The 19,348-nt window shown below is 39.6% G+C and carries 13 protein-coding genes; 4 read left to right on the forward strand and 9 right to left on the reverse strand.

What is annotated here, in order from left to right:
- Nucleotides 1-62: 62 nt before the first annotated feature.
- Both ZA07_RS11130 and ZA07_RS11135 read right to left on the reverse strand, forming a co-directional pair.
- Nucleotides 63-578: an SMI1/KNR4 family protein gene (locus ZA07_RS11130; RefSeq protein WP_053971756.1), complete on the reverse strand. Its 516-nt coding sequence runs from the start codon at nt 576-578 to the stop codon at nt 63-65.
- A 164-nt stretch (nt 579-742) separates the two neighbouring features.
- Nucleotides 743-1,429, reverse strand: a complete 687-nt coding sequence (locus ZA07_RS11135; protein ID WP_053971757.1) for a hypothetical protein — start codon at nt 1,427-1,429, stop codon at nt 743-745.
- Between the two features lie 356 nt (nt 1,430-1,785).
- Here ZA07_RS11135 and ZA07_RS11140 point away from each other — a divergent pair, with 356 nt between their 5' ends.
- On the forward strand, nt 1,786-2,913 hold the full coding sequence (locus ZA07_RS11140) for a VWA domain-containing protein (RefSeq protein ID WP_053971758.1): 1,128 nt from the start codon (nt 1,786-1,788) through the stop codon (nt 2,911-2,913).
- Between the two features lie 84 nt (nt 2,914-2,997).
- Nucleotides 2,998-4,464, forward strand: a complete 1,467-nt coding sequence (locus ZA07_RS11145; protein ID WP_053971759.1) for a sigma 54-interacting transcriptional regulator — start codon at nt 2,998-3,000, stop codon at nt 4,462-4,464.
- Here ZA07_RS11145 and ZA07_RS11150 read toward each other — a convergent pair.
- The 3 genes from ZA07_RS11150 to ZA07_RS11160 are packed head-to-tail and all read right to left on the reverse strand — an operon-like array spanning nt 4,461 to nt 8,908.
- Complete coding sequence (locus ZA07_RS11150; protein WP_053971760.1) at nt 4,461-5,039, reverse strand: YdeI family protein; 579 nt, start codon at nt 5,037-5,039, stop codon at nt 4,461-4,463. The two genes, ZA07_RS11145 and ZA07_RS11150, sit on opposite strands and share 4 nt — an antisense overlap.
- Before the next feature lie 2 nt (nt 5,040-5,041).
- Nucleotides 5,042-6,676, reverse strand: coding sequence for a M1 family metallopeptidase (locus tag ZA07_RS11155; protein WP_157492121.1), 1,635 nt, complete (start codon nt 6,674-6,676; stop codon nt 5,042-5,044).
- 21 nt (nt 6,677-6,697) lie between these two features.
- Nucleotides 6,698-8,908, reverse strand: coding sequence for a bifunctional alpha,alpha-trehalose-phosphate synthase (UDP-forming)/trehalose-phosphatase (locus tag ZA07_RS11160; RefSeq protein ID WP_053972126.1), 2,211 nt, complete (start codon nt 8,906-8,908; stop codon nt 6,698-6,700).
- Nucleotides 8,909-8,988: 80 nt separating this feature from the next.
- Here ZA07_RS11160 and ZA07_RS11165 point away from each other — a divergent pair, with 80 nt between their 5' ends.
- Nucleotides 8,989-10,791, forward strand: coding sequence for a glycoside hydrolase family 15 protein (locus ZA07_RS11165; protein WP_053971762.1), 1,803 nt, complete (start codon nt 8,989-8,991; stop codon nt 10,789-10,791).
- 34 nt (nt 10,792-10,825) lie between these two features.
- Nucleotides 10,826-13,309 carry a glycoside hydrolase N-terminal domain-containing protein gene (locus ZA07_RS11170; RefSeq protein WP_082316569.1) on the forward strand — a complete coding sequence of 828 codons (2,484 nt, stop codon included), beginning with the start codon at nt 10,826-10,828 and terminating at the stop codon, nt 13,307-13,309.
- A 95-nt stretch (nt 13,310-13,404) separates the two neighbouring features.
- Here ZA07_RS11170 and ZA07_RS11175 read toward each other — a convergent pair whose 3' ends face one another.
- The 4 genes from ZA07_RS11175 to ZA07_RS11190 form a co-directional block, all read right to left on the reverse strand.
- Entirely contained in the window at nt 13,405-15,207 is a 1,803-nt protein-coding gene (locus ZA07_RS11175) for an acyl-CoA dehydrogenase family protein (RefSeq protein WP_053971764.1), read from the reverse strand.
- A 48-nt stretch (nt 15,208-15,255) separates the two neighbouring features.
- Nucleotides 15,256-15,606 carry a four helix bundle protein gene (locus ZA07_RS11180; RefSeq protein ID WP_053971765.1) on the reverse strand — a complete coding sequence of 117 codons (351 nt, stop codon included), beginning with the start codon at nt 15,604-15,606 and terminating at the stop codon, nt 15,256-15,258.
- A gap of 51 nt (nt 15,607-15,657) precedes the next feature.
- Complete coding sequence (locus ZA07_RS11185; protein WP_053971766.1) at nt 15,658-16,848, reverse strand: acetyl-CoA C-acyltransferase; 1,191 nt, start codon at nt 16,846-16,848, stop codon at nt 15,658-15,660.
- Between the two features lie 85 nt (nt 16,849-16,933).
- A complete protein-coding gene (locus ZA07_RS11190; protein WP_053971767.1) occupies nt 16,934-19,342 on the reverse strand; it encodes a 3-hydroxyacyl-CoA dehydrogenase/enoyl-CoA hydratase family protein in 2,409 nt (802 codons plus the stop codon).
- Between the last annotated feature and the right edge of the window lie 6 nt (nt 19,343-19,348).

A 19,348-nucleotide genomic window follows, 5' to 3' on the forward strand; every position in this document is an offset into this window, starting at 1 on the left:
TATTACTTGATTTGTGGGGTATGGTAGGCTTTTCGTCTTAGATCTTTTAGGCATTCGTTTTTTTATTTATTTTCTTCAATACAATCATTCATAAATTCTAATACATCAGTGAAATAATGTTCTAGATTCTTAAATTCTACTTCGCCAGGTTGCCAAGAAGAGAATTTCCAATATTTCCAATTTTCTAAATCTGTTTTTGGAGGGATAAGTAAAAAATATTGCTCTTCCATACTTCCACCTACTAAAATACCTTGCTCTAATTGCTGTCCTATATCTGAAACTCCTTCTTGATTCCAAACTTTTACTAAAAAATCATCAATGTTTTTCAAAAAGTCAATTTTTTCAATCGGTTCAAAAGTAGGTTCTACATTGTTTGGTAAAGAAAATCCATTTGTAATTAAAAGAAACTGTTTATAATCTATTGGTAGTTTGACTTTGAGCTTTTTTTCGGTCAGTTCTATATCAGTTTTTAAGGCTGGTTTGATACCTAACCATTTATTTTCAATCTGCCCTGGAGTAAACTCAAAATCACCTAATTCAATGGCTTTCTCTGATATTTTTTTTAGTAGTGTGATCATATTTCAAATTATCCACAACGGGTTCTATCCTTACTAAAATAGTTTTTATTCCTTACATGTGTGTATCTGATGCCTTTTTGAATAATTAGATCCTTGAGGATGTTATGGAAAAAGCATGAGTTTGGTTGAACCGCCATCATGCGGTTATAATATTATGTAGCCAGTTATTTTATTTCGATTTCCATCTTATAAACACTATCCACTATAAAATTAAATTTTGGAGGCTTCTTTCCTCCGAGTTTAAGTTTGGTGAAGCTCTTTTTTAGCTCTGTTGCATTGGGTGCAAAAACAGATACCGTTTCCAATCTCACATTTGTTAAACTTCTAACAGAATCGCGCCATTTGGCATTTTCAACCATATCTTCTTTGCTGCCATCCAATTTACAGACATAAATACCATAACTTTTTTCGCCTAAAATCTTTAAGTCAGGAATTGTAATTACGGAAAAATTCCAGCCTTCTCTGCGAAAAGGTTTGTTGATATCAAGACCTTTCTCTTTCAGTTGTTTATAGGCCATACTATCTGGTAGATTTGTTAATATTGTTATTTCTGTAGGCCCAGGTTCATGTTCCGATGAATCAAGATAGGTTTTTATTTGCAAGGAGGCATTTGCTAATTCCAGACTGCCAGAAACAAATCCATTTTGTTTAGAAGTCTTGCCCTTATATTGAAGGTTATATTTATTTACCAAAGAGTCTATAGTCCTTTGGGGATTTGGAGTTACAATATTAATTTTCCAAAATTCAAAATCTGCAATTTGATTTTCACTTTGACTACAGCTGGATACTAGCAAAGCACCAAATATGGAATAAAGTAAATAATACAATCTAAAAAATGGTTTATTATTCATTTTCTCCTAATTGTTTTTAGCTTGTTATATTGCTCTAAATTAATCTTTTATGCTTGAAATGAAGGGAGGGTGATTACTTTTTTTGTTTTATAGGATCCTTGAGGATGTTATGGCAAAGGATGGGTTTGGTTCAGCATGACAGTTCGTTTACCAAACCCCCAGCCCTTGTCACCCTGAACTCGTTTCAGGGTCTATTGGGATACATTACGGTTTATTGATAAGACGCGTCAACCACCCATGGGCCTCCTTCTGAATAACAAATCCCTTGGCTTATAGCCCTTCCTTCCATTAAAAAAATCATAAAACCCGCCCAAAACTTGACAACCAACCAAAGAATATCGTAATTTTAAAGTGCTATGACAAACCCAAACCCTCAAAGAAAAGGCTTCGTTTTTAAAACCTACGAGGTACCATACCAATCGCCTTTTGATAAACTCTTCGATATCTTTAAGGAGCTTATTACTTATACCTCTGGAGATTTTGACGAGGCCATCGACTGGTTGCGTGATTTGGATGACGAATATAAGTTAACGACTGCCGAGTATACTATTGACGATTTTATTGAAGACTTGAAGAAAAAAGGATACATCCGTGAGGAGATAGACCCCGACGGACAAGGCGGAATGGCCATTACTGCCAAAACCGAACGGGCCATCCGTCAACAGGCACTCGACCAAATATTTGGGAAAATAAAACGCAGTGGTGCTGGTAACCATCGCAGTAAAACCCCTGGGGTGGGCGATGAACATACAGGGGACTTTAGAAGCTATCAGTTTGGGGATGCGCTTGACAAGGTCTCTATGACCGAGAGCTTAAAGAATGCCCAGATCAATCACGGTATTGGTGATTTTACCATGGCCGAGGATGACCTAGTGGTTGAGGAGACCCTACACAAATCACAGATGAGTACCGTGCTGATGATTGACATTAGCCATAGTATGATTCTTTATGGCGAAGACCGTATTACCCCAGCCAAAAAGGTAGCCATGGCACTAGCCGAACTCATTACCACACGCTACCCCAAGGATACCTTGGATATTTTGGTGTTTGGGAACGATGCTTGGGCTATTGAGATCAAGGACTTGCCCTATCTAAAAGTAGGACCTTATCATACCAATACGGTGGCTGGCTTGCAGTTGGCCATGGATCTACTGCGAAGAAAACGAAATACCAATAAACAGATTTTTATGATTACCGATGGGAAACCTAGTTGTGTGCGTTTGCCAGACGGGGAGTACTATAAAGACAGTGTGGGGTTGAACCCCTTTATTACCAACAAGTGCTATGCCATGGCCCAACAGGCTAGAAGGCTGCACATACCCATCACCACCTTTATGATTGCCAAGGATGAGTACTTGATGCAGTTTGTAAGGGAGTTTACCTATGCCAACCAAGGAAAGGCCTTTTATACAGGGCTTAAAGGACTGGGGGAAATGATCTTTGAAGATTATGAAACCAATAGGAGAAAGCGTATTAGGGGATAGGGAAATTGTAATTTTAAAAGTAAGAAAATTGATATATGTTGTCACATCGAGCGCAGTCGAGATGTTTCAAAAAGCGAAATATAAATGAAAATAGAAAACATCAAAACCTTTGGACAATTAAAGGAAGCAGGCTATCAAAGCAAGTCTATCAAAGACGAACTTAGGGATAACCTCATTCAAAAAATAAAGAACAACGAGCCTACCTTTGAAGGTATTCATGGGTATGAAACCACGGTGATTCCTGAATTGGAACGCGCCATCCTGTCTAGGCACAACATCAACCTATTGGGGTTGCGCGGACAGGCCAAAACCCGTCTAGCCCGATTGATGGTGACTTTGCTAGACGAGTACATTCCTGTGGTGGAAGGCTCTGAGATTCACGATGACCCGTTTCATCCCATCTCCAGATATGCCAAGGAGTTGTTGCAGGTAAAGGGTGACGAGACACCTATAGGCTGGTTGCACCGTGAGGAGCGCTTTGCCGAAAAACTGGCTACCCCAGATGTGACGGTGGCTGATATCATTGGGGATGTAGACCCCATTAAAGCAGCAAACCTGAAACTGAGTTATGCCGATGACCGTGTGATTCATTACGGAATGATACCGCGGGCCAATAGAAGCATTTTTGTAATAAATGAGTTGCCCGACTTGCAAGCACGTATACAGGTAGCCTTATTTAATATCTTGCAGGAAGGCGATATACAAATTCGTGGGTTTAAATTGCGACTGCCTTTGGATATGCAGTTTGTGTTTACTGCCAATCCTGAGGATTATACCAATAGGGGAAGCATTGTAACCCCACTTAAAGATCGAATCGGTTCCCAGATTTTGACGCATTACCCCATAGATATAGAAACCGCTAGATTGATTACCGAACAAGAAGCCAAGGTGGTCTCTGGACAAAAGGAGCATATCATGGTTCCAGATCTGGCAAAAGACCTGCTGGAGCAGATTGTTTTTGAGGCTCGGGACAGTGAGTATATTGATGCCAAAAGTGGGGTGAGTGCCCGACTGAGTATCACGGCTTTTGAAAACCTTTTGAGTACGGCTGAAAGGCGTGCTTTAAAAGCGGGTGACGAGCATACCATGGTTAGGTTAAGTGACTTTGTGGGTATTATTCCATCAATAGTAGGAAAAGTGGAGTTGGTATATGAAGGCGAGCAGGAAGGTGCCGCCTTAGTGGCTTACAACCTGATAGGGGAAGCGATTAAAACTTTGTTCCCAACCTATTTTCCAAAGATTGAGAAACTTAAAAAGCAGGATGAGGAAACCCCTTATGATGATGTGGTGTCATGGTTTTTTAACCAAAAGGACGGGTTTGAAATTCTGGATGACTTTAGAGAGAAGGAATACCGACAGTTACTGGATTCTATTTCACCTTTAGATGATTTGATAGGGGAATACCAACCCGAATTGCCTAAGGAGGAAACTTACTTTGAGAAGGAGTTTATCTTGTGGGCCCTAGTGGAATTTAAGCAACTGAGTAAATTTAGGTTTACCGAGGGGACCCAATTTAAGGATCCGTATGGTAGTTTTATAAGCGGTATTTAATAACTGTCCCCGCGGGACTTTTTGTTTGATGCACAATACTTGATGATTTCGAGGATGCGTTTTTGTCTGGTGGTGTCGCGTTTGGCGTCATTTAACCAGTACAAATAGCTCTTTCTGTAAGATGGCGCAAACTGATTGTAGTTATCAAAAGCCTGAGGGTTTTGGTTGAAAGCTCGCTGTAAATCCTCAGGTATGATGCCATTTTCCACATCGTCTAGGGCTGTCCAACTGCCATTTTCTTTGGCAATTGCAATAGACTGGTGCCCCGATGGGTGAATCAAATCGGCAGCTGCCAATTCATCAATGTATTTTTTGTTTAGGGCGCTCCAAGCACTTTTGGGGTTTCTCCGGGTAAAGTACTGCCGGCGTTTGCCATCGCCCAAACTCTTAACGGTAGAATCGATCCATCCATAGCAAAGGGCAACCTTTACGGCTTCTTCCCAACGCATACTGTCTTTGGGATGGTCTACCTTATAAAATATTAAATAAACACCTGTAAACTCCTCGTGGTTGTCATGCAACCAGTCCCTCCATGCATCATGTGTTTTGAAATAGAGTTCGAGGAGTTTGGACACGGTTATATCTTTTTAGGGATGATATAGAAATTAGGGTCAATAGTCACATCATCCGAAGCAATAAAAGCGGTGCGCCATTCTTGCTTGGGGTAGATCCATTGTTTCTTACCATCATAGGTGATGATTACTGGCATATCAAAGTTTTCAACCACATTGGTCCATCTAAACTTGATTTGCTGACCTTCCACTTCATATTCCAAAACAGGAATGCGGGTATCTCTTAAATACTGATTAAAAAACTCAGTAAGGTCATAACCGGTTTTCTCGCTCAAGTAGTCTTCTACCTGCTTGGTCGTTACCGTTTGGTGGTAGAAATCTTTATTGAGACCTTTTAAAATTTGACGCCACTTGTCATCGTCTTCAATTAATTGGCGTAAGGTGTGCAACATGTTGGCACCTTTGTAGTACATGTCTCCAGAACCTTCTTTGTTCACATCGTAAAAACCAATGATGGGTTTGTCATTAGAAACAGCTCTACGCGTTCCGATGACATATTCTGAAGCGGCTTTTTTTCCGTAGAAATAATCTAGGAACAGGTTTTCAGAATAGGCTGTGAATCCTTCATGAATCCACATGTCTGCAATGTCTTTGTTGGTAATGTTGTTTGCGAACCACTCATGACCAGACTCGTGGATGATGATGAAGTCAAACTTCAGCCCCCAGCCCGTTCCAGAGAGGTCACTACCCAAGTAGCCATTTTGATAATGGTTACCATAGGTCACCGAGCTTTGGTGTTCCATTCCTAAATAAGGAACTTCTACAAGCTTAAAGCTGTCTTCATAGAATGGATAAGGACCGAACCAATGCTCAAACGCTTCCATCATTTGAGGCGCTTGCTTGAACTGTTCTTTGGCCTTGTCTAAGTTGTAGCTAAGTACCCAGTAGTCCATATCTAAAGGACCTTTTTCACCTTGGTATACTTCAGAAAAATGGGTGTAATCTCCTATGTTGACATTGACGCCGTAGTTGTTGATTGGGTTTTTGACCTCCCAATTAAAGGTGGTAGTTGTTGAGTTTTCTACTTTGCTTTTTAAGCGTCCATTGGATACATCTATCAACCCCTTTGGAACCGTAACCGAAATGTCCATGCTGTCTACCTCGTCATACATGTGGTCTTTACATGGCCACCAGACGCTGGCGCCCAGACCTTGACAAGAAGTGGCTATAAAGGGATTGCCGTTTTGGTCTTTTTTCCAAGAGAAACCACCGTCCCAAGGAGCTCTAACTGCTTCTCTGGGTTTTCCGGTGTAGTGAACCACAATTTCTTCGGTATTGCCAACCTTTTGATATCTTTTTAAGTAAACGAAATGGGCGTTGCCGTCATGCTTTACATACAACCTTTGTCCGTTTTGGGTGACTTTGGTTATTTGCATGGGCTCTTGCAAATCGATTTGCATCACGCCATTGCGCTCTAGAATCTTATACCTAATGGTATTGGTACCTTTGATGGTTTTGGTTTCTGGGAAAACCTCAATATCTAAATGGTAATAAGTTAAATCCCACCAAGCCCGTTCTGGGGTAATGGTACCCCTCAAGGTATCTTGGTGTGTAAAATTCTCCTTCTTTTCTAATAGGCCTTGGGAATAGCCACTTAGAACAGACAGGGTCATAAACGTCGTTAAAAGTAAGTGTTTCATTATGTAGTAAGTGTGGGTAATTTAGTTATCCACAAATCTACTTAATAATTCTCTAACACTTTCAGGGTCTTTGACGTAATATTTGGCCTTGGTTTTTTTGAATCCCACTTTAACTGAGTATGAGGACTTTGGAAGATCTTCAAACATGTATTCGTCGGTCCAATCATCACCAATGGCAAACACAAAATCATAAGGTGCTTTGTTAAGCCAGCGTGAAGAAGCACGTCCTTTGTTAACACTACTGCTTTTTATTTCCATAACCTTATTACCGTTTAATACCGCCAAATCCCTATTGGAAATTAAGCTTGTTAACACGGTATTTAGTTCCATAGTCCTGATCTGGGCCAATTCTGGATCGGCTTTTCGGTAGTGCCAAGCTAAGGAGTATTTTTTCTTTTCTATAAAGGTTCCTGGGGTTCTATCTACAAAGGATTCTAGGATGGGCATGATGTTTTCCATCCAGTTTATTTTGATGCGTTCCAGCATTTCCCAATCTTTATTTTTGTCTTTGAGCCACACGCCATGATCTGTAATGAGGTTGTATGGTTTGTCGCCGAACCAATTTTCAAAGGTTTCTTTGTCACGACCACTAATGATAATGATATCGGTATCGGGTAACTGATTTAATTTATCCAGTAATTTGATGAGTTGCTCATCTGGTTTGGCATCTTGTGGGTCGTTCTGAAAACCAGCCAAGGTACCATCATAATCCAAAAAGAAAGCTCTTTTATTGGCCTTCTTAAAGTCGGCAATCATGGCATCTTGATTGGGGGTATCCATTTTTTTGGCTACAATGACCTCGCCCAGACTTTTAGTGGCATTTAGGGATTTCATGAATTCGCTAGCCCATTTTTCTATACTATACCTTTGAAGTCGCTTTTGAAGAATTTTCATGCGTTTGTTTTGTTCTTCCAGTGGCATTTCAAGTGCAAACTTCAGGGTGTCTGCTATTTGTTCAAAATTATTGGGGTTGATCAATAAGGCTTCATTTAATTCTTTGGAAGCCCCAGCCATTTCACTTAATACCAAAACCCCGTCTTGATTCACTCTGGTAGCTATGTATTCTTTGGCTACGAGGTTCATACCATCACGAATGGGTGTAATTAGGGCCACATTAGATGAGGTATATAAATCGATTAAATTATCAAAAGGCATGGACCTATAGAAATACCAAATAGGCGTCCAACTTACCGTGGCAAACTTTCCGTTGATGCGCCCGACCAATTCGTCTGTTTCCCGTTTTAACTTCTGGTATTGCGGTACATCAGACCGCGAAGGAACGGCGAGCATGATGAGTCGAACTTTTTCTTTGAACTGTGGGTATTTGTTGAGGAAATATTCAAAGGCACGGATGCGGTTGGGAATTCCTTTGGTGTAATCCATTCGGTCTATGGATAGGATCATTTTTGTGTCTTCTCCTGCCTGGATGTGATCATCTAACCGCTTTTGGAGCTCTGATTTTTCATCCTCACTTTGATTGAGTTGTTTGTTGGCCGCATCATAAAATTTGTTGTAATCTATTCCCATGGGGAAGGAGTCTACCTTCACAACCCGGTCATGGTAGGATACCTCATTGAACTGGACATCCAAACGTAAAATTCGTTTGACCGAACTTAAAAAATGTCTTTCATAATCATAGGTATGGAACCCTAAGAGGTCTGAACCTAGCATGCCGTGTAATAATTCTTCACGCCATGGGAAGGTTCTAAAGATTTCGTAAGAGGGATAAGGTATATGTAAAAAGAAGCCAATGGTTGAGTTTGGTTTCTTGTCTTTGATTAATTTCGGGAGTAATAGTAATTGGTAATCGTGTACCCATACATTGTCTCCGTCTTCAATGTGTTCGAGAACAACATCAGCAAACTTTTGATTCACTTTTTTGTAGGCTTCCCATTGCTCACTATCAAACTCTGTATATTCTAAAAAATAATGAAACAGTGGCCAAAGGGTTTTGTTGCTGAAACCGAAATAAAATTTATCGATATCATCTTGGTTTAACGGAACTCTGGCGCATTTGGCATTGGCCAGTTCCTTTTCAACTTCTTGCGTTAAGTCCTCTGTCAATTCTTCTTCTGTTAGGCCAGACCACCCAATCCAAATTCCGTCGCCCTCCTCATGAATTGATTTTAATCCTGTGGCCAAACCACCCACACTGGGCTTGACGTTCAATTGATTATCTTCTAGTTTGATTTGTAAAGGAAGTCGGTTGGAAATGATAATGGTTTTATTCATTGAATGTATATCTTGGTTTAAAGAATAGATTTTCGTTAATTTAAAGAAAAAATAGCTGTTAACCTCATAAAACATAAGATTTGACAAATAATTTAGATTATGGAATTATAGGAAATTGTAGAAGTGCCGCTTTAATTTCAAAAACAGGATCTATTGATTGGTGTTGTTTGCCTGAGTTTGATTCTTCTTCGGTTTTTGCCAAATTATTGGATGACCAGATAGGAGGAAGTTTTGAGCTGGAAGTAGATGATAGTTATAGTATTAGTCAGTACTATTTGGACGGAACTGCCATACTGGTAACTAAATTTAGCAATGGGATAGATGTTTTTGAAGTTCATGACTTCATGCCACGATATTATAAACACAATGGCACTTACAATGCCCCACCAGAAATAGTTAGATATTTTAATAGAGTATCGGGGAAACCCACTTTTAGGGTGAAATACCAACCTAAATTAGAGTATGCCAAGGGAGAAACCAAAACCTATGTCAAAGATGATTTTATAGTGAGTTTGACCTATGGTGAAAAATTTGACACCCTTTTCCTATATACCAATTTCAACAAGGAGGAAGTTGTTAATGGTGATGAGATATCCTTGATGGAAGATGGTTATTTCTTGATGGGGTATAATGAAAAGATTTTTGAAACGTCTACAGAAAAGATGTTTTTGGAGCATCAAAGGACTAAAGTGTATTGGTTGAATTGGCTTGACGTTACTCCAAAATTTAACCTATATCAAAAAGAAATATTACGAAGTGCTATGACCTTAAAGCTTTTGACTTATGATAAGTCAGGGGCGGTTCTGGCAGCAGCCACTACTTCCTTGCCTGAAACCATAGGAGAAGTAAGGAATTGGGATTATCGATTTTGTTGGATACGTGATGCCTCCATGGTAATCAAGGTGGTGTCGCAATTGGGTCATAAAAATATAGCTAAAAGGTATTTGAAGTTTATTATTGATCTAATACCAGATAAAGATGAGAAGCTTCAAATCATGTACGGAATTAATAAAGAAAAGATTCTTACCGAATACAGTCTGGATCATTTAGATGGTTACCAAGGTTCTAAACCAGTAAGGGTTGGAAACGCTGCTTACAAACAGAAGCAAAACGATATCTATGGTATTTTGATGGATGTCATTTACCAGCAATTTGTCAATTTCTCCATGGATATTGAGAACACAGAGGAGTTGTGGACCATTACTAAAGGCATTGTTTGGGTGGTTAATAAACACTGGCGGGAGCCTGATAAAGGAATTTGGGAATTTAGAGCTGAAGACAGGCATTTTACTTTTTCTAAAATCTTATGCTGGACGGCAGTGGACAAAGCCATTAAGGTTGCTGAGATTTTAGGCAAATCCAGAAAAATAACGAAGTGGAAGTTGATTGAGTCTGAGATTCGAGAAGACATTATGGCCAATGCTTGGAACAATGAGGTGAAAGCCTTTACGCAATCTTATGGTTCTAAGGATTTGGACGCTTCAGTTTTATTGATGGAATCTTATGGGTTTATAGATGCTAGAGACCCTAAATATGTGAGTACCGTAAATGCTATAGAACGTGAATTAAGTAATGACGGACTTTTATACCGCTATAAAAATCAGGATGATTTTGGGCTGCCATCATCCTCCTTTACTATTTGTACCTTTTGGTTTATCAACAGTTTATTTAAAATAGGAGAGGTACAGAAGGCTAAAAAGCTGTTTGATAAATTGTTGTCTTACAGCAATCATTTGGGCTTGTTTAGTGAGGATATCGATTTTAAAACTAAGCGCTTGTTGGGTAATTTCCCGCAGGCCTATTCCCATTTGGCACTCATAGAAACAGCCATCAATCTTTCTTCCACCACAGAGGAGGAGCGGATTAAGGAGACGATAGGGTAGTATTTAAAATTGTCCCCATTATTAATAGTTACATATGAATTATTTAAAACAACTGACGGATAAGTTTCTTTTCATGTCAGTAATAGGGATGTCCTTTTTAGGATGTTCATCAAAAATTGAAGAGGTTAAACCTATTGAGAGCCCTTATAAATTATGGTATCAACAACCTGCAGAAATTTGGGAGGAAGCTCTTCCCATTGGTAATGGAAGACTTGGAGCCATGGTTTTTGGAGGAATTGGCACAGAAACCATACAATTTAATGAGGAAACAGTTTGGGCAGGAGAGCCTGGGAACAATGTGCTTCCTGAAATAAAAAAGTACTTGCCTGAAATACGTCAATTAATTTTTGAAGAGAAGTATGAAGAAGCGCAACAATTAGCAAATACTTATTTGCCAAGACGCGCTACTTCAGACATGAATTATGGGATGTGTTATCAGCCTGTTGGGAATCTACAAATGGTTTTTCCAGATAGTGTTCAAACAGATGATTATTACAGAGATTTGGATATTTCAAAGGCTGTTAGCCATGTTAGGTATAAAGCTGGGGATGTTACCTATACGAGGAAATACATAGCTTCTTTAGGAGATGATATTATGGCTGTTGAAATTTCAGCTGATAAGCCCTCTGCTATATCATGCACCTTGTCAATGAATAGTCCGCATGAGCACCAAGAAGTTAAAATTGAAAATGATGAAATTTGGTTGCGAGGAACGAGTAGTGATTATGAAAACAAAAAGGGAAAGGTCGCTTTTGCCACCATTGTTAAACCCAAGGTTTATGGGGGTAATTTATTGGCAACGGATAGTTCCTTGGTGATTTCGGGAGCTGATCGACTCGTTGTTTTTTTATCCGTTGGAACGAACTTTAAATCCTATAATGAACTTTCCAATAATCCAGATAATATTGCGAGGACTAAATTAAATGCTGCTTTTGAGAAACAGTTTGATGAGCTAGAACAATCCCATGTTAGTACCTATAAAAACTATTTTGATCGTGTAGCGATTGATTTAGGAGAAACCGATTCCATTAAAAACCCAACAGACGTCAGGTTAAAGGATTTTAGTGAGGGTGATGATCCCCAGTTGGTAGCCTTATATTACCAATTCGGAAGATATCTTTTGATCTCTAGTTCCCAACCTGGTACACAAGCTGCCAATTTACAAGGAATTTGGAATCATTTGTTACGTCCTTCTTGGGATAGTAAATATACGGTGAACATTAATACAGAAATGAATTATTGGCTTGCTGAACCTACTCATTTGTCTGAGTTGCATGAACCACTGTTCGATTTAATCGAGGATGTTTCCAAAACGGGACAAGAATCTGCAAGGGATATCTATGGCGCTCGAGGTTGGAACATGCATCATAATACTGATTTATGGCGTATTACAGGTGTTGTAGATGGTGGGTATTACGGTTTATGGCCAATGGGCGGCGCCTGGTTGAGCCAGCATATTTGGTATCACTATTTATATAGCGGAGACGAAGCTTTTTTAAAGGAGAAGTATCCTATTTTAAAAGGAGCAGCTTTATTTCTTGAGGATATATTGGTAGAAGAACCAAAAAATGGTTGGCTAGTAGTGAGTCCTTCCATGTCTCCAGAAAATGCGCATCACAGTGGCGTTACCATAGCTGGAGGAACCACTTTGGATAACCAATTGGTTTATGATGTATTTAGTAATATCATTCAGGCTTCTGATGTTTTAGGGGTTGACAAAACCTATGCCGATAGCTTAAGAGAGAAGTTAAAACAATTGGCTCCTATGCAGGTTGGTAAATGGGGGCAATTGCAAGAATGGATGGAAGATTGGGATCGCCAGGGTGATAATCACCGCCATGTTTCACATTTGTATGGCCTGTATCCTTCCAACCAAATATCTGCTTATCACTCACCAGCTTTATTCACGGCTGCCAAGACTTCCTTGGAAGCTAGGGGTGATGAATCTACTGGATGGTCTATGGGGTGGAAAGTGAATCTTTGGGCACGAATGTTGGATGGCAACCATGCTTATAAACTCATAAAGGACCAATTGACGCCTTCTATTCAAGCAGATGGGACTCAAAAAGGAGGTACTTACCCTAATTTATTTGATGCGCATCCACCTTTCCAAATTGATGGAAACTTTGGATGTACTTCTGGTATTACCGAAATGTTGTTGCAAAGCCATGACGATGCTATTCATTTGTTGCCTGCATTGCCTGATACTTGGGAGGAGGGGCATATTTCTGGTTTAAGAACCCGAGGTGGTTTTGAAGTTGACATGAAATGGAAGCATGGGAAACTGAACCAAGCCACTATTAGGTCAACCATAGGAGGTACATGCAGAATTCGGTCCTATGTGGCTTTAAAAGGCCAGGGTTTGAAACCAGCAGAAGGAAGTCATCCTAACACCTTGTTACATAGTAGAGCCAATTCATTTCAAGAAGATGTTTTGGTGGAGAATTTGAAAAAGGTCTATGAGTATGATGTACAGACCGAAAAAGGGGATGTTTTAATTCTGGAGGTTATTCAATAAATTTTCAGAAAGTAACTTTTTTCAGTTCCACATAAAATAACAAAAGCCAACTCAAAGGAGTTGGCTTTTTACTTAGATTCATTATAAGACTCTTATTAAAAACAATACTGGTTTTCGCTTTTAACTTTTTCAGCAATCCTATTTCTTAAATCAACCACATTGGGCATGTTGGTGTATTTGGTAAAACGTTTTAAGCCCATAAGCATCATGCGTTGTTCGTCACCTTCTGCAAAGGACACAATACCTTCCTTGGCATTTTTCATGGTAATTTCCACAGCATTATATAGGTATAGTTGTGCCATGGCAATTTGTTCTTTTTGGGAGTCTGCTCCAAATCGTTTGGCATTCTTTTCAGCACGCAAAATACCAGATTCTGCCATATAGATTTCGATAAGAATGTTTGAAGCAGCCATCATCAATTGTTGGTGTTGCTCTAAATCGGGTCCGAATTTTTGAACCGCCGCTCCAGCAACCATTAAGAAGACTTTCTTTAAGTTGGCCAATACGGCTTTTTCTTCTGAAAATAATTCAGAGTAATCAGGTGTGTCAAATGACGGAATACCCATCAAATCTTCCTGAACTTTCATGGCTGGACCCAATAAATCTACATGACCTTTCATGGCCTTTTTAACCAACATACCTACAGAAAGCATTCGGTTAATTTCATTGGTTCCTTCATAAATCCTGGCAATTCTAGCATCTCTCCAAGCGGCTTCCATAGGAGTATCTTCAGAGAATCCCATACCTCCAAAAATTTGGATACCTTCATCGGCGCAATTTTGAACATCTTCAGAAACGGCCACTTTTAAAATGGAACATTCAATGGCATATTCTTCAACGCCTTTCAATTCGGCTTCCTGATGGGAATTCCCTTGGTTTAGTCTAATCTCGATGCGGTCTTCAATATTTTTAGCAGCTCTGTATGAGGCAGCTTCCCCAACATAGGCATTGGTTGCCATTTCGGCTATTTTGGCTTTGATAGCACCAAAATCTGAGATTGGTGTTTTAAATTGTTTACGCTCGTTAGCATATTGTACCCCAGTTGTAGTAATACGTCTTTGCGAATCTAAACAGGCTGCGGCCAATTTAATGCGACCAATGTTCAAAGCATTCATGGCAATTTTAAAGCCTTCACCGCGACCTGCCAACATGTTTTCAACTGGTACTTTGGTATCATTGAAAAAGACTTGTCTGGTAGATGATGCACGAATACCCAGTTTGTGTTCCTCTTCTCCCAAGGTAATCCCGTTTTCAGGATTGTTTTCCACAATAAACCCGGTGATGTATTTGTCGTCTTCAATTCTTGCAAAGACAATAAACATGTTGCAAAAACCGGCATTGGAAATCCACATTTTTTGTCCGTTGATCAGGTAATGTTTTCCATCTTCGGACAATGTGGCGGTCGTTTTACCAGAATTGGCATCACTTCCGGCACCTGGTTCTGTAAGGCAATAGGCACCAAACCATTCCCCAGTAGCTAATTTGGGGACGTATTTTTGTTTTTGTTCTTCCGTACCATACAAGGTAATCGGCATGGTTCCAATTCCAGTATGGGCTCCAAAGGCCGTACTAAAGGAACCGGTTCCACTAGAGATGTAGTCACAGACTAACATGGTAGATACAAAGCCCATACCCATTCCGCCATATTCCTCAGGGACAGCAACACTTAAAAAACCCATTTCTCCAGCTTTTTTCATGCATTGCTCAGTAAAAGCATAGTCTTTGTTTTCAAAACGGTCTCTGTTTGCAATAATTTCACGGTCATTGAATTCCTTTACGGATTCTTTCATCATTTGTTGCTCCTCGGTAAAATCTTCAGGAGTGAATACATCTTCACAAAGGGTTTCTTTGACCAAAAATTGGCCGCCTCTTAAAATATCTTTTTCTGTAGTTTCCATAATGTTTTAATTTGAGAGAAGAGAGTATAGAATATAGAGAATAGACTACTAGTTAAGACCATTTTGGAAACCCATGGTCATTCTTTGAAATTCTTCTATTTTCTCTTCAAGTGTGGTTAATGTTTTTTTATTAATATAATTTCTATGATGAGCAATTAATAGTTGGGTGCTAAGTTCGAAGGACGAACCGAGTGCTATATCCAAATAATTACTAAAGGACTTATTACTTTTTGCCGAACCTTCTGCTATATTACTGGGCATAGAAACCGAACTTCGGCTTATTTGAGATGCTAGGTCATAACGCTCGTGCTTAGGAAAATCAACTAAAATATCAGAAATGGTATTTGCAATTTCTAATCCCATCTGGCTAATCTTAAGATTTTTATAGTTGTGTCTCATAAGGTTTAAGAGTCAAGTCTATTTTCTCTATTCTTTTTTCTATACTCTTCCCTATGATAGAAATTCAAAAATCCCACAAGCTCCTTGACCTGTGCCTACGCACATGGTTACAGCGCCATATTGGCCTTTCATATTTCGTTTTCTCATTTCATCAAGTAATTGTACGGTCAATTTAGCACCAGTACATCCCAGTGGATGTCCCAAAGCAATGGCCCCACCATTCACGTTGACGATATCGCTGTTTAAGCCAAGTTCTCTTATGACTGCCAAAGATTGGGACGCAAAGGCTTCATTTAACTCTATCAAACCTAAATCATCTTGTTTTAGGCCTGCTTGTTTTAAGGCTTTTGGAATGGCCTTTACAGGACCAATTCCCATAATTCTAGGTTCCACACCAGCCGCGGCATAATTGACCAAACGGGCAATAGGTTCTAGATTGAGTTCTTTAACCAGTTCTTCGCTCATAATCATCACAAAAGCAGCGCCATCACTCATTTGTGATGAGTTTCCTGCCGTCACACTTCCATTGGCCGCAAATACTGGGCGTAGTTTTCCTAATACGTCTAAACTGGTATCGGCTCTTGGGCCTTCATCTTTTGTAACCGTATAGTTTTTTGTCGTTTTCTTACCATTGTCATCTAGGAATACATGTTCCACATCTATGGGAACAATTTGATCCTGAAACCGGTTTTCAGCCTGAGCTTTTAAAGCTTTTTGGTGCGAATTATAAGCGAATTCATCCTGGTCTTCACGCGAAACCTTAAATTCATTGGCAACGGCTTCGGCTGTCAGTCCCATTCCCCAATAGTAGTCTTCATGGCCAGCTTTAGCGGCTTTATAATCGGGTACGGGTTTGTAACCTCCCATAGGGATGTAACTCATGCTTTCAACACCACCGGCAATAATACAATCGGCCATTCCTGCCTGAATCTTAGCAGTTGCGATACCAATGGTTTCAATTCCAGATGCACAGTATCTATTTACGGTCACCCCCGGAACGTCTTCAATTTGTAAGCCCATGAGCGAAATCAAACGTCCCATATTAAGACCCTGTTCTGCTTCTGGCATCGCATTACCAACAATGACATCATCAATGCGGGTTTTATCAAAATTAGGAAGCTTGTCCATCATAAATTGAATGGTTTCTGCCGCCAATTCATCTGGCCTTTTGAATCGGAAAACCCCTCGAGGAGCTTTACCTACGGCCGTTCTATATCCTTTTACTATATATGCTGTTTTCATATTTTATTTTTTGAGAGAAGAGAGAATAGAAAAGAGAAAATAGACGTCCTCAAAAATCTCTATTCTATGTTCTTTATTCTATTTTCTAATTACGTAAGGGTTTTCCTGTTTTTAACATATGCTGAATACGTTCCAGTGTTTTTCTTTCTGTGCATAAACTTAAGAAGGCTTCACGTTCTATATCCAACAGGTACTGTTCGCTTACAAGTGTCGCTTCAGAAAGGTCTCCACCTGCCATGACATAGGCCAATTTGTTGGCTATTTTTTTGTCATGTTCACTGATGTAGTGACCTGCTTCCATAGAATCTGTACCAACTAAAAACATTCCTAAGGCTTGTTTACCCAATACTTTGACATCTGTTCTTTGAATGGGTTTGGTATAGCCTTGGTCGGCCATCAACCTAGCATAAGCCTTGGCTGTTGCAATCTGTCTGTCTTTATTCACAACCACCACATCTTTTCCTTTTTGAAGAACGCCTAAATCAAAGGCCTCATAAGCGGATGTTGATACTTTTGCCATACCAATGGTTAAGAAATATTCTTGGAGCACATTTAATTCTACATCATTCTTTCTAAAGGTATCAGAGGCTCTCAAGGTCATTTCTTTAGAACCACCGCCTCCAGGAATCACTCCGACTCCAAATTCTACCAAACCAATATAAGTTTCGGCTGCTGCTACCACCTTATCTGCGTGCATAGAAAGCTCACAGCCCCCACCTAGAGTCATACCATGTGGTGCTGAAATGGTAGGGATAGAGGAGTACCGCATACGCATCATGGTATCTTGGAAGTACTTAATGGCCATGTTCAACTCATCATATTCTTGTTCTACCGCCATCATGAATATCATGCCAATATTGGCACCTACAGAAAAATTAGCTCCTTGGTTTCCAACAACCAATCCATCAAACTCTTTTTCTGCTAAATCAATAGCCTTGTTGATTCCCGCTAGAACATCACCACCAATGGTGTTCATTTTAGATTGGAATTCACAATTAAGGATACCATCTCCCAAATCTTCGATAACCACACCTGAGTTTTTAAAGACTTCTTTAGATTTTCTGATGTTATCTAAAATGATAAAGGCATCTTGTCCAGGGATTTTGGTTTGTTTTTTGGAAGGGATATCATAATAATAGGTAGCCCCGTTTTGAACACTGTAAAACGATTTGCTACCAGATTCAAGCATCTCATACACCCAAGCATTTGGTTCATAGCCCTCTGCTTTCATAATTTCGATACCTTTTTCTACGCCAATGGCATCCCAGATTTGAAAGGGACCATGTTCCCAACCAAACCCAGCTTTCATGGCATCATCTATTTTATATAGGTCATCAGATATTTCTGGAATGCGGTTTGATACATAGGCAAACATAGCCGCAAAGTTCTTTCTGTAAAACTCTCCAGCTTTATCTTTTCCGCTAACCAATATTGGGAAGCGATTGATAACCTTGTCAACCGTTTTGGTAAGCTCTAAAGTGGCAAACTTGGCCGATTTTTTAGCTCGGTATTCTAACGTATCTAAGTCTAAAGACAGGATGTCGCTGCTTCCGTCGTTATTTTTTACTTTTCTATAAAAACCCTGACCTGTTTTGCTTCCCAACCAATTGTTGTTCATCATGGTTTGAATAAACCCTGGGAGTTTAAAAAGGTCGTGTGCTTCATCGTTAGGGCAGTTTTCATACAACCCATTGGCTACATGAACCAAGGTGTCTAACCCAACTACGTCTACGGTTCTAAAGGTAGCTGACTTGGGACGACCAATGACAGGACCAGTCAATTTATCAACTTCTTCAATAGTGAGTCCCATGTCCTTTACTTGATGGAAAAGACTCATAATTCCAAAAATCCCAATACGATTACCAATAAAGGCTGGTGTATCTTTGGCAATAACTGACGTTTTTCCTAAGTATTGCTCACCATAACTGTTAAGGAAATCCAATACATCTTGAGATGTTTTTGGTCCAGGAATGATTTCAAATAATTTCAAATATCTCGCTGGATTGAAAAAGTGAGTTCCACAAAAATGCTTTTGGAAATCTTCACTTCGTCCTTCGCTCATGAATTGAATCGGAATCCCAGAGGTGTTAGAGGTTATAAGTGTTCCCTCTTTTCTGTGTTTATCTAGATTTTCAAAGACCTTCTTTTTTATATCCAATCGTTCAACAACCACCTCAATGATCCAGTCTGCTTCAGAAACTTTGGCGATATCATCTTCTAAATTACCGGTGGTAATTCTACTGGCAAATTTTTGATGGTAAATAGGAGATGGTTTGGATTTCAACGCTGCTTTTAAGGAGTCATTTACCAAACGGTTTCTCACCATTTTGTGCTCTAAGGTTAAGCCTTTGGCTTTTTCGGCCTCTGTTAACTCTCGAGGCACAATATCTAAAAGTAATACCTCGACCCCAATATTTGCAAAATGACAGGCAATGCCACTTCCCATAATTCCAGAGCCGATTACAGCTACTTTATTAATAATTCGTTTGCTCATTATTTG

Origin of the sequence: Mangrovimonas sp. ST2L15 (assembly GCF_001280515.1) — a bacterium.
Lineage (GTDB): Bacteria > Bacteroidota > Bacteroidia > Flavobacteriales > Flavobacteriaceae > Mangrovimonas > Mangrovimonas futianensis.

What these genes read in the sequence shown, in the direction of transcription:
- ZA07_RS11155 (WP_157492121.1), bottom strand. Translation starts at nt 6,676, where the DNA reads ATGAAACACTTACTTTTAACGACGTTTATGACCCTGTCTGTTCTAAGT.
- ZA07_RS11190 (WP_053971767.1), bottom strand. Translation starts at nt 19,342, where the DNA reads ATGAGCAAACGAATTATTAATAAAGTAGCTGTAATCGGCTCTGGAATT.
- ZA07_RS11145 (WP_053971759.1), top strand. Translation starts at nt 2,998, where the DNA reads ATGAAAATAGAAAACATCAAAACCTTTGGACAATTAAAGGAAGCAGGC.
- ZA07_RS11180 (WP_053971765.1), bottom strand. Translation starts at nt 15,606, where the DNA reads ATGAGACACAACTATAAAAATCTTAAGATTAGCCAGATGGGATTAGAA.
- ZA07_RS11160 (WP_053972126.1), bottom strand. Translation starts at nt 8,908, where the DNA reads ATGAATAAAACCATTATCATTTCCAACCGACTTCCTTTACAAATCAAA.
- ZA07_RS11185 (WP_053971766.1), bottom strand. Translation starts at nt 16,848, where the DNA reads ATGAAAACAGCATATATAGTAAAAGGATATAGAACGGCCGTAGGTAAA.
- ZA07_RS11135 (WP_053971757.1), bottom strand. Translation starts at nt 1,429, where the DNA reads ATGAATAATAAACCATTTTTTAGATTGTATTATTTACTTTATTCCATA.
- ZA07_RS11130 (WP_053971756.1), bottom strand. Translation starts at nt 578, where the DNA reads ATGATCACACTACTAAAAAAAATATCAGAGAAAGCCATTGAATTAGGT.
- ZA07_RS11140 (WP_053971758.1), top strand. Translation starts at nt 1,786, where the DNA reads ATGACAAACCCAAACCCTCAAAGAAAAGGCTTCGTTTTTAAAACCTAC.
- ZA07_RS11175 (WP_053971764.1), bottom strand. Translation starts at nt 15,207, where the DNA reads ATGGAAACTACAGAAAAAGATATTTTAAGAGGCGGCCAATTTTTGGTC.
- ZA07_RS11170 (WP_082316569.1), top strand. Translation starts at nt 10,826, where the DNA reads ATGAATTATTTAAAACAACTGACGGATAAGTTTCTTTTCATGTCAGTA.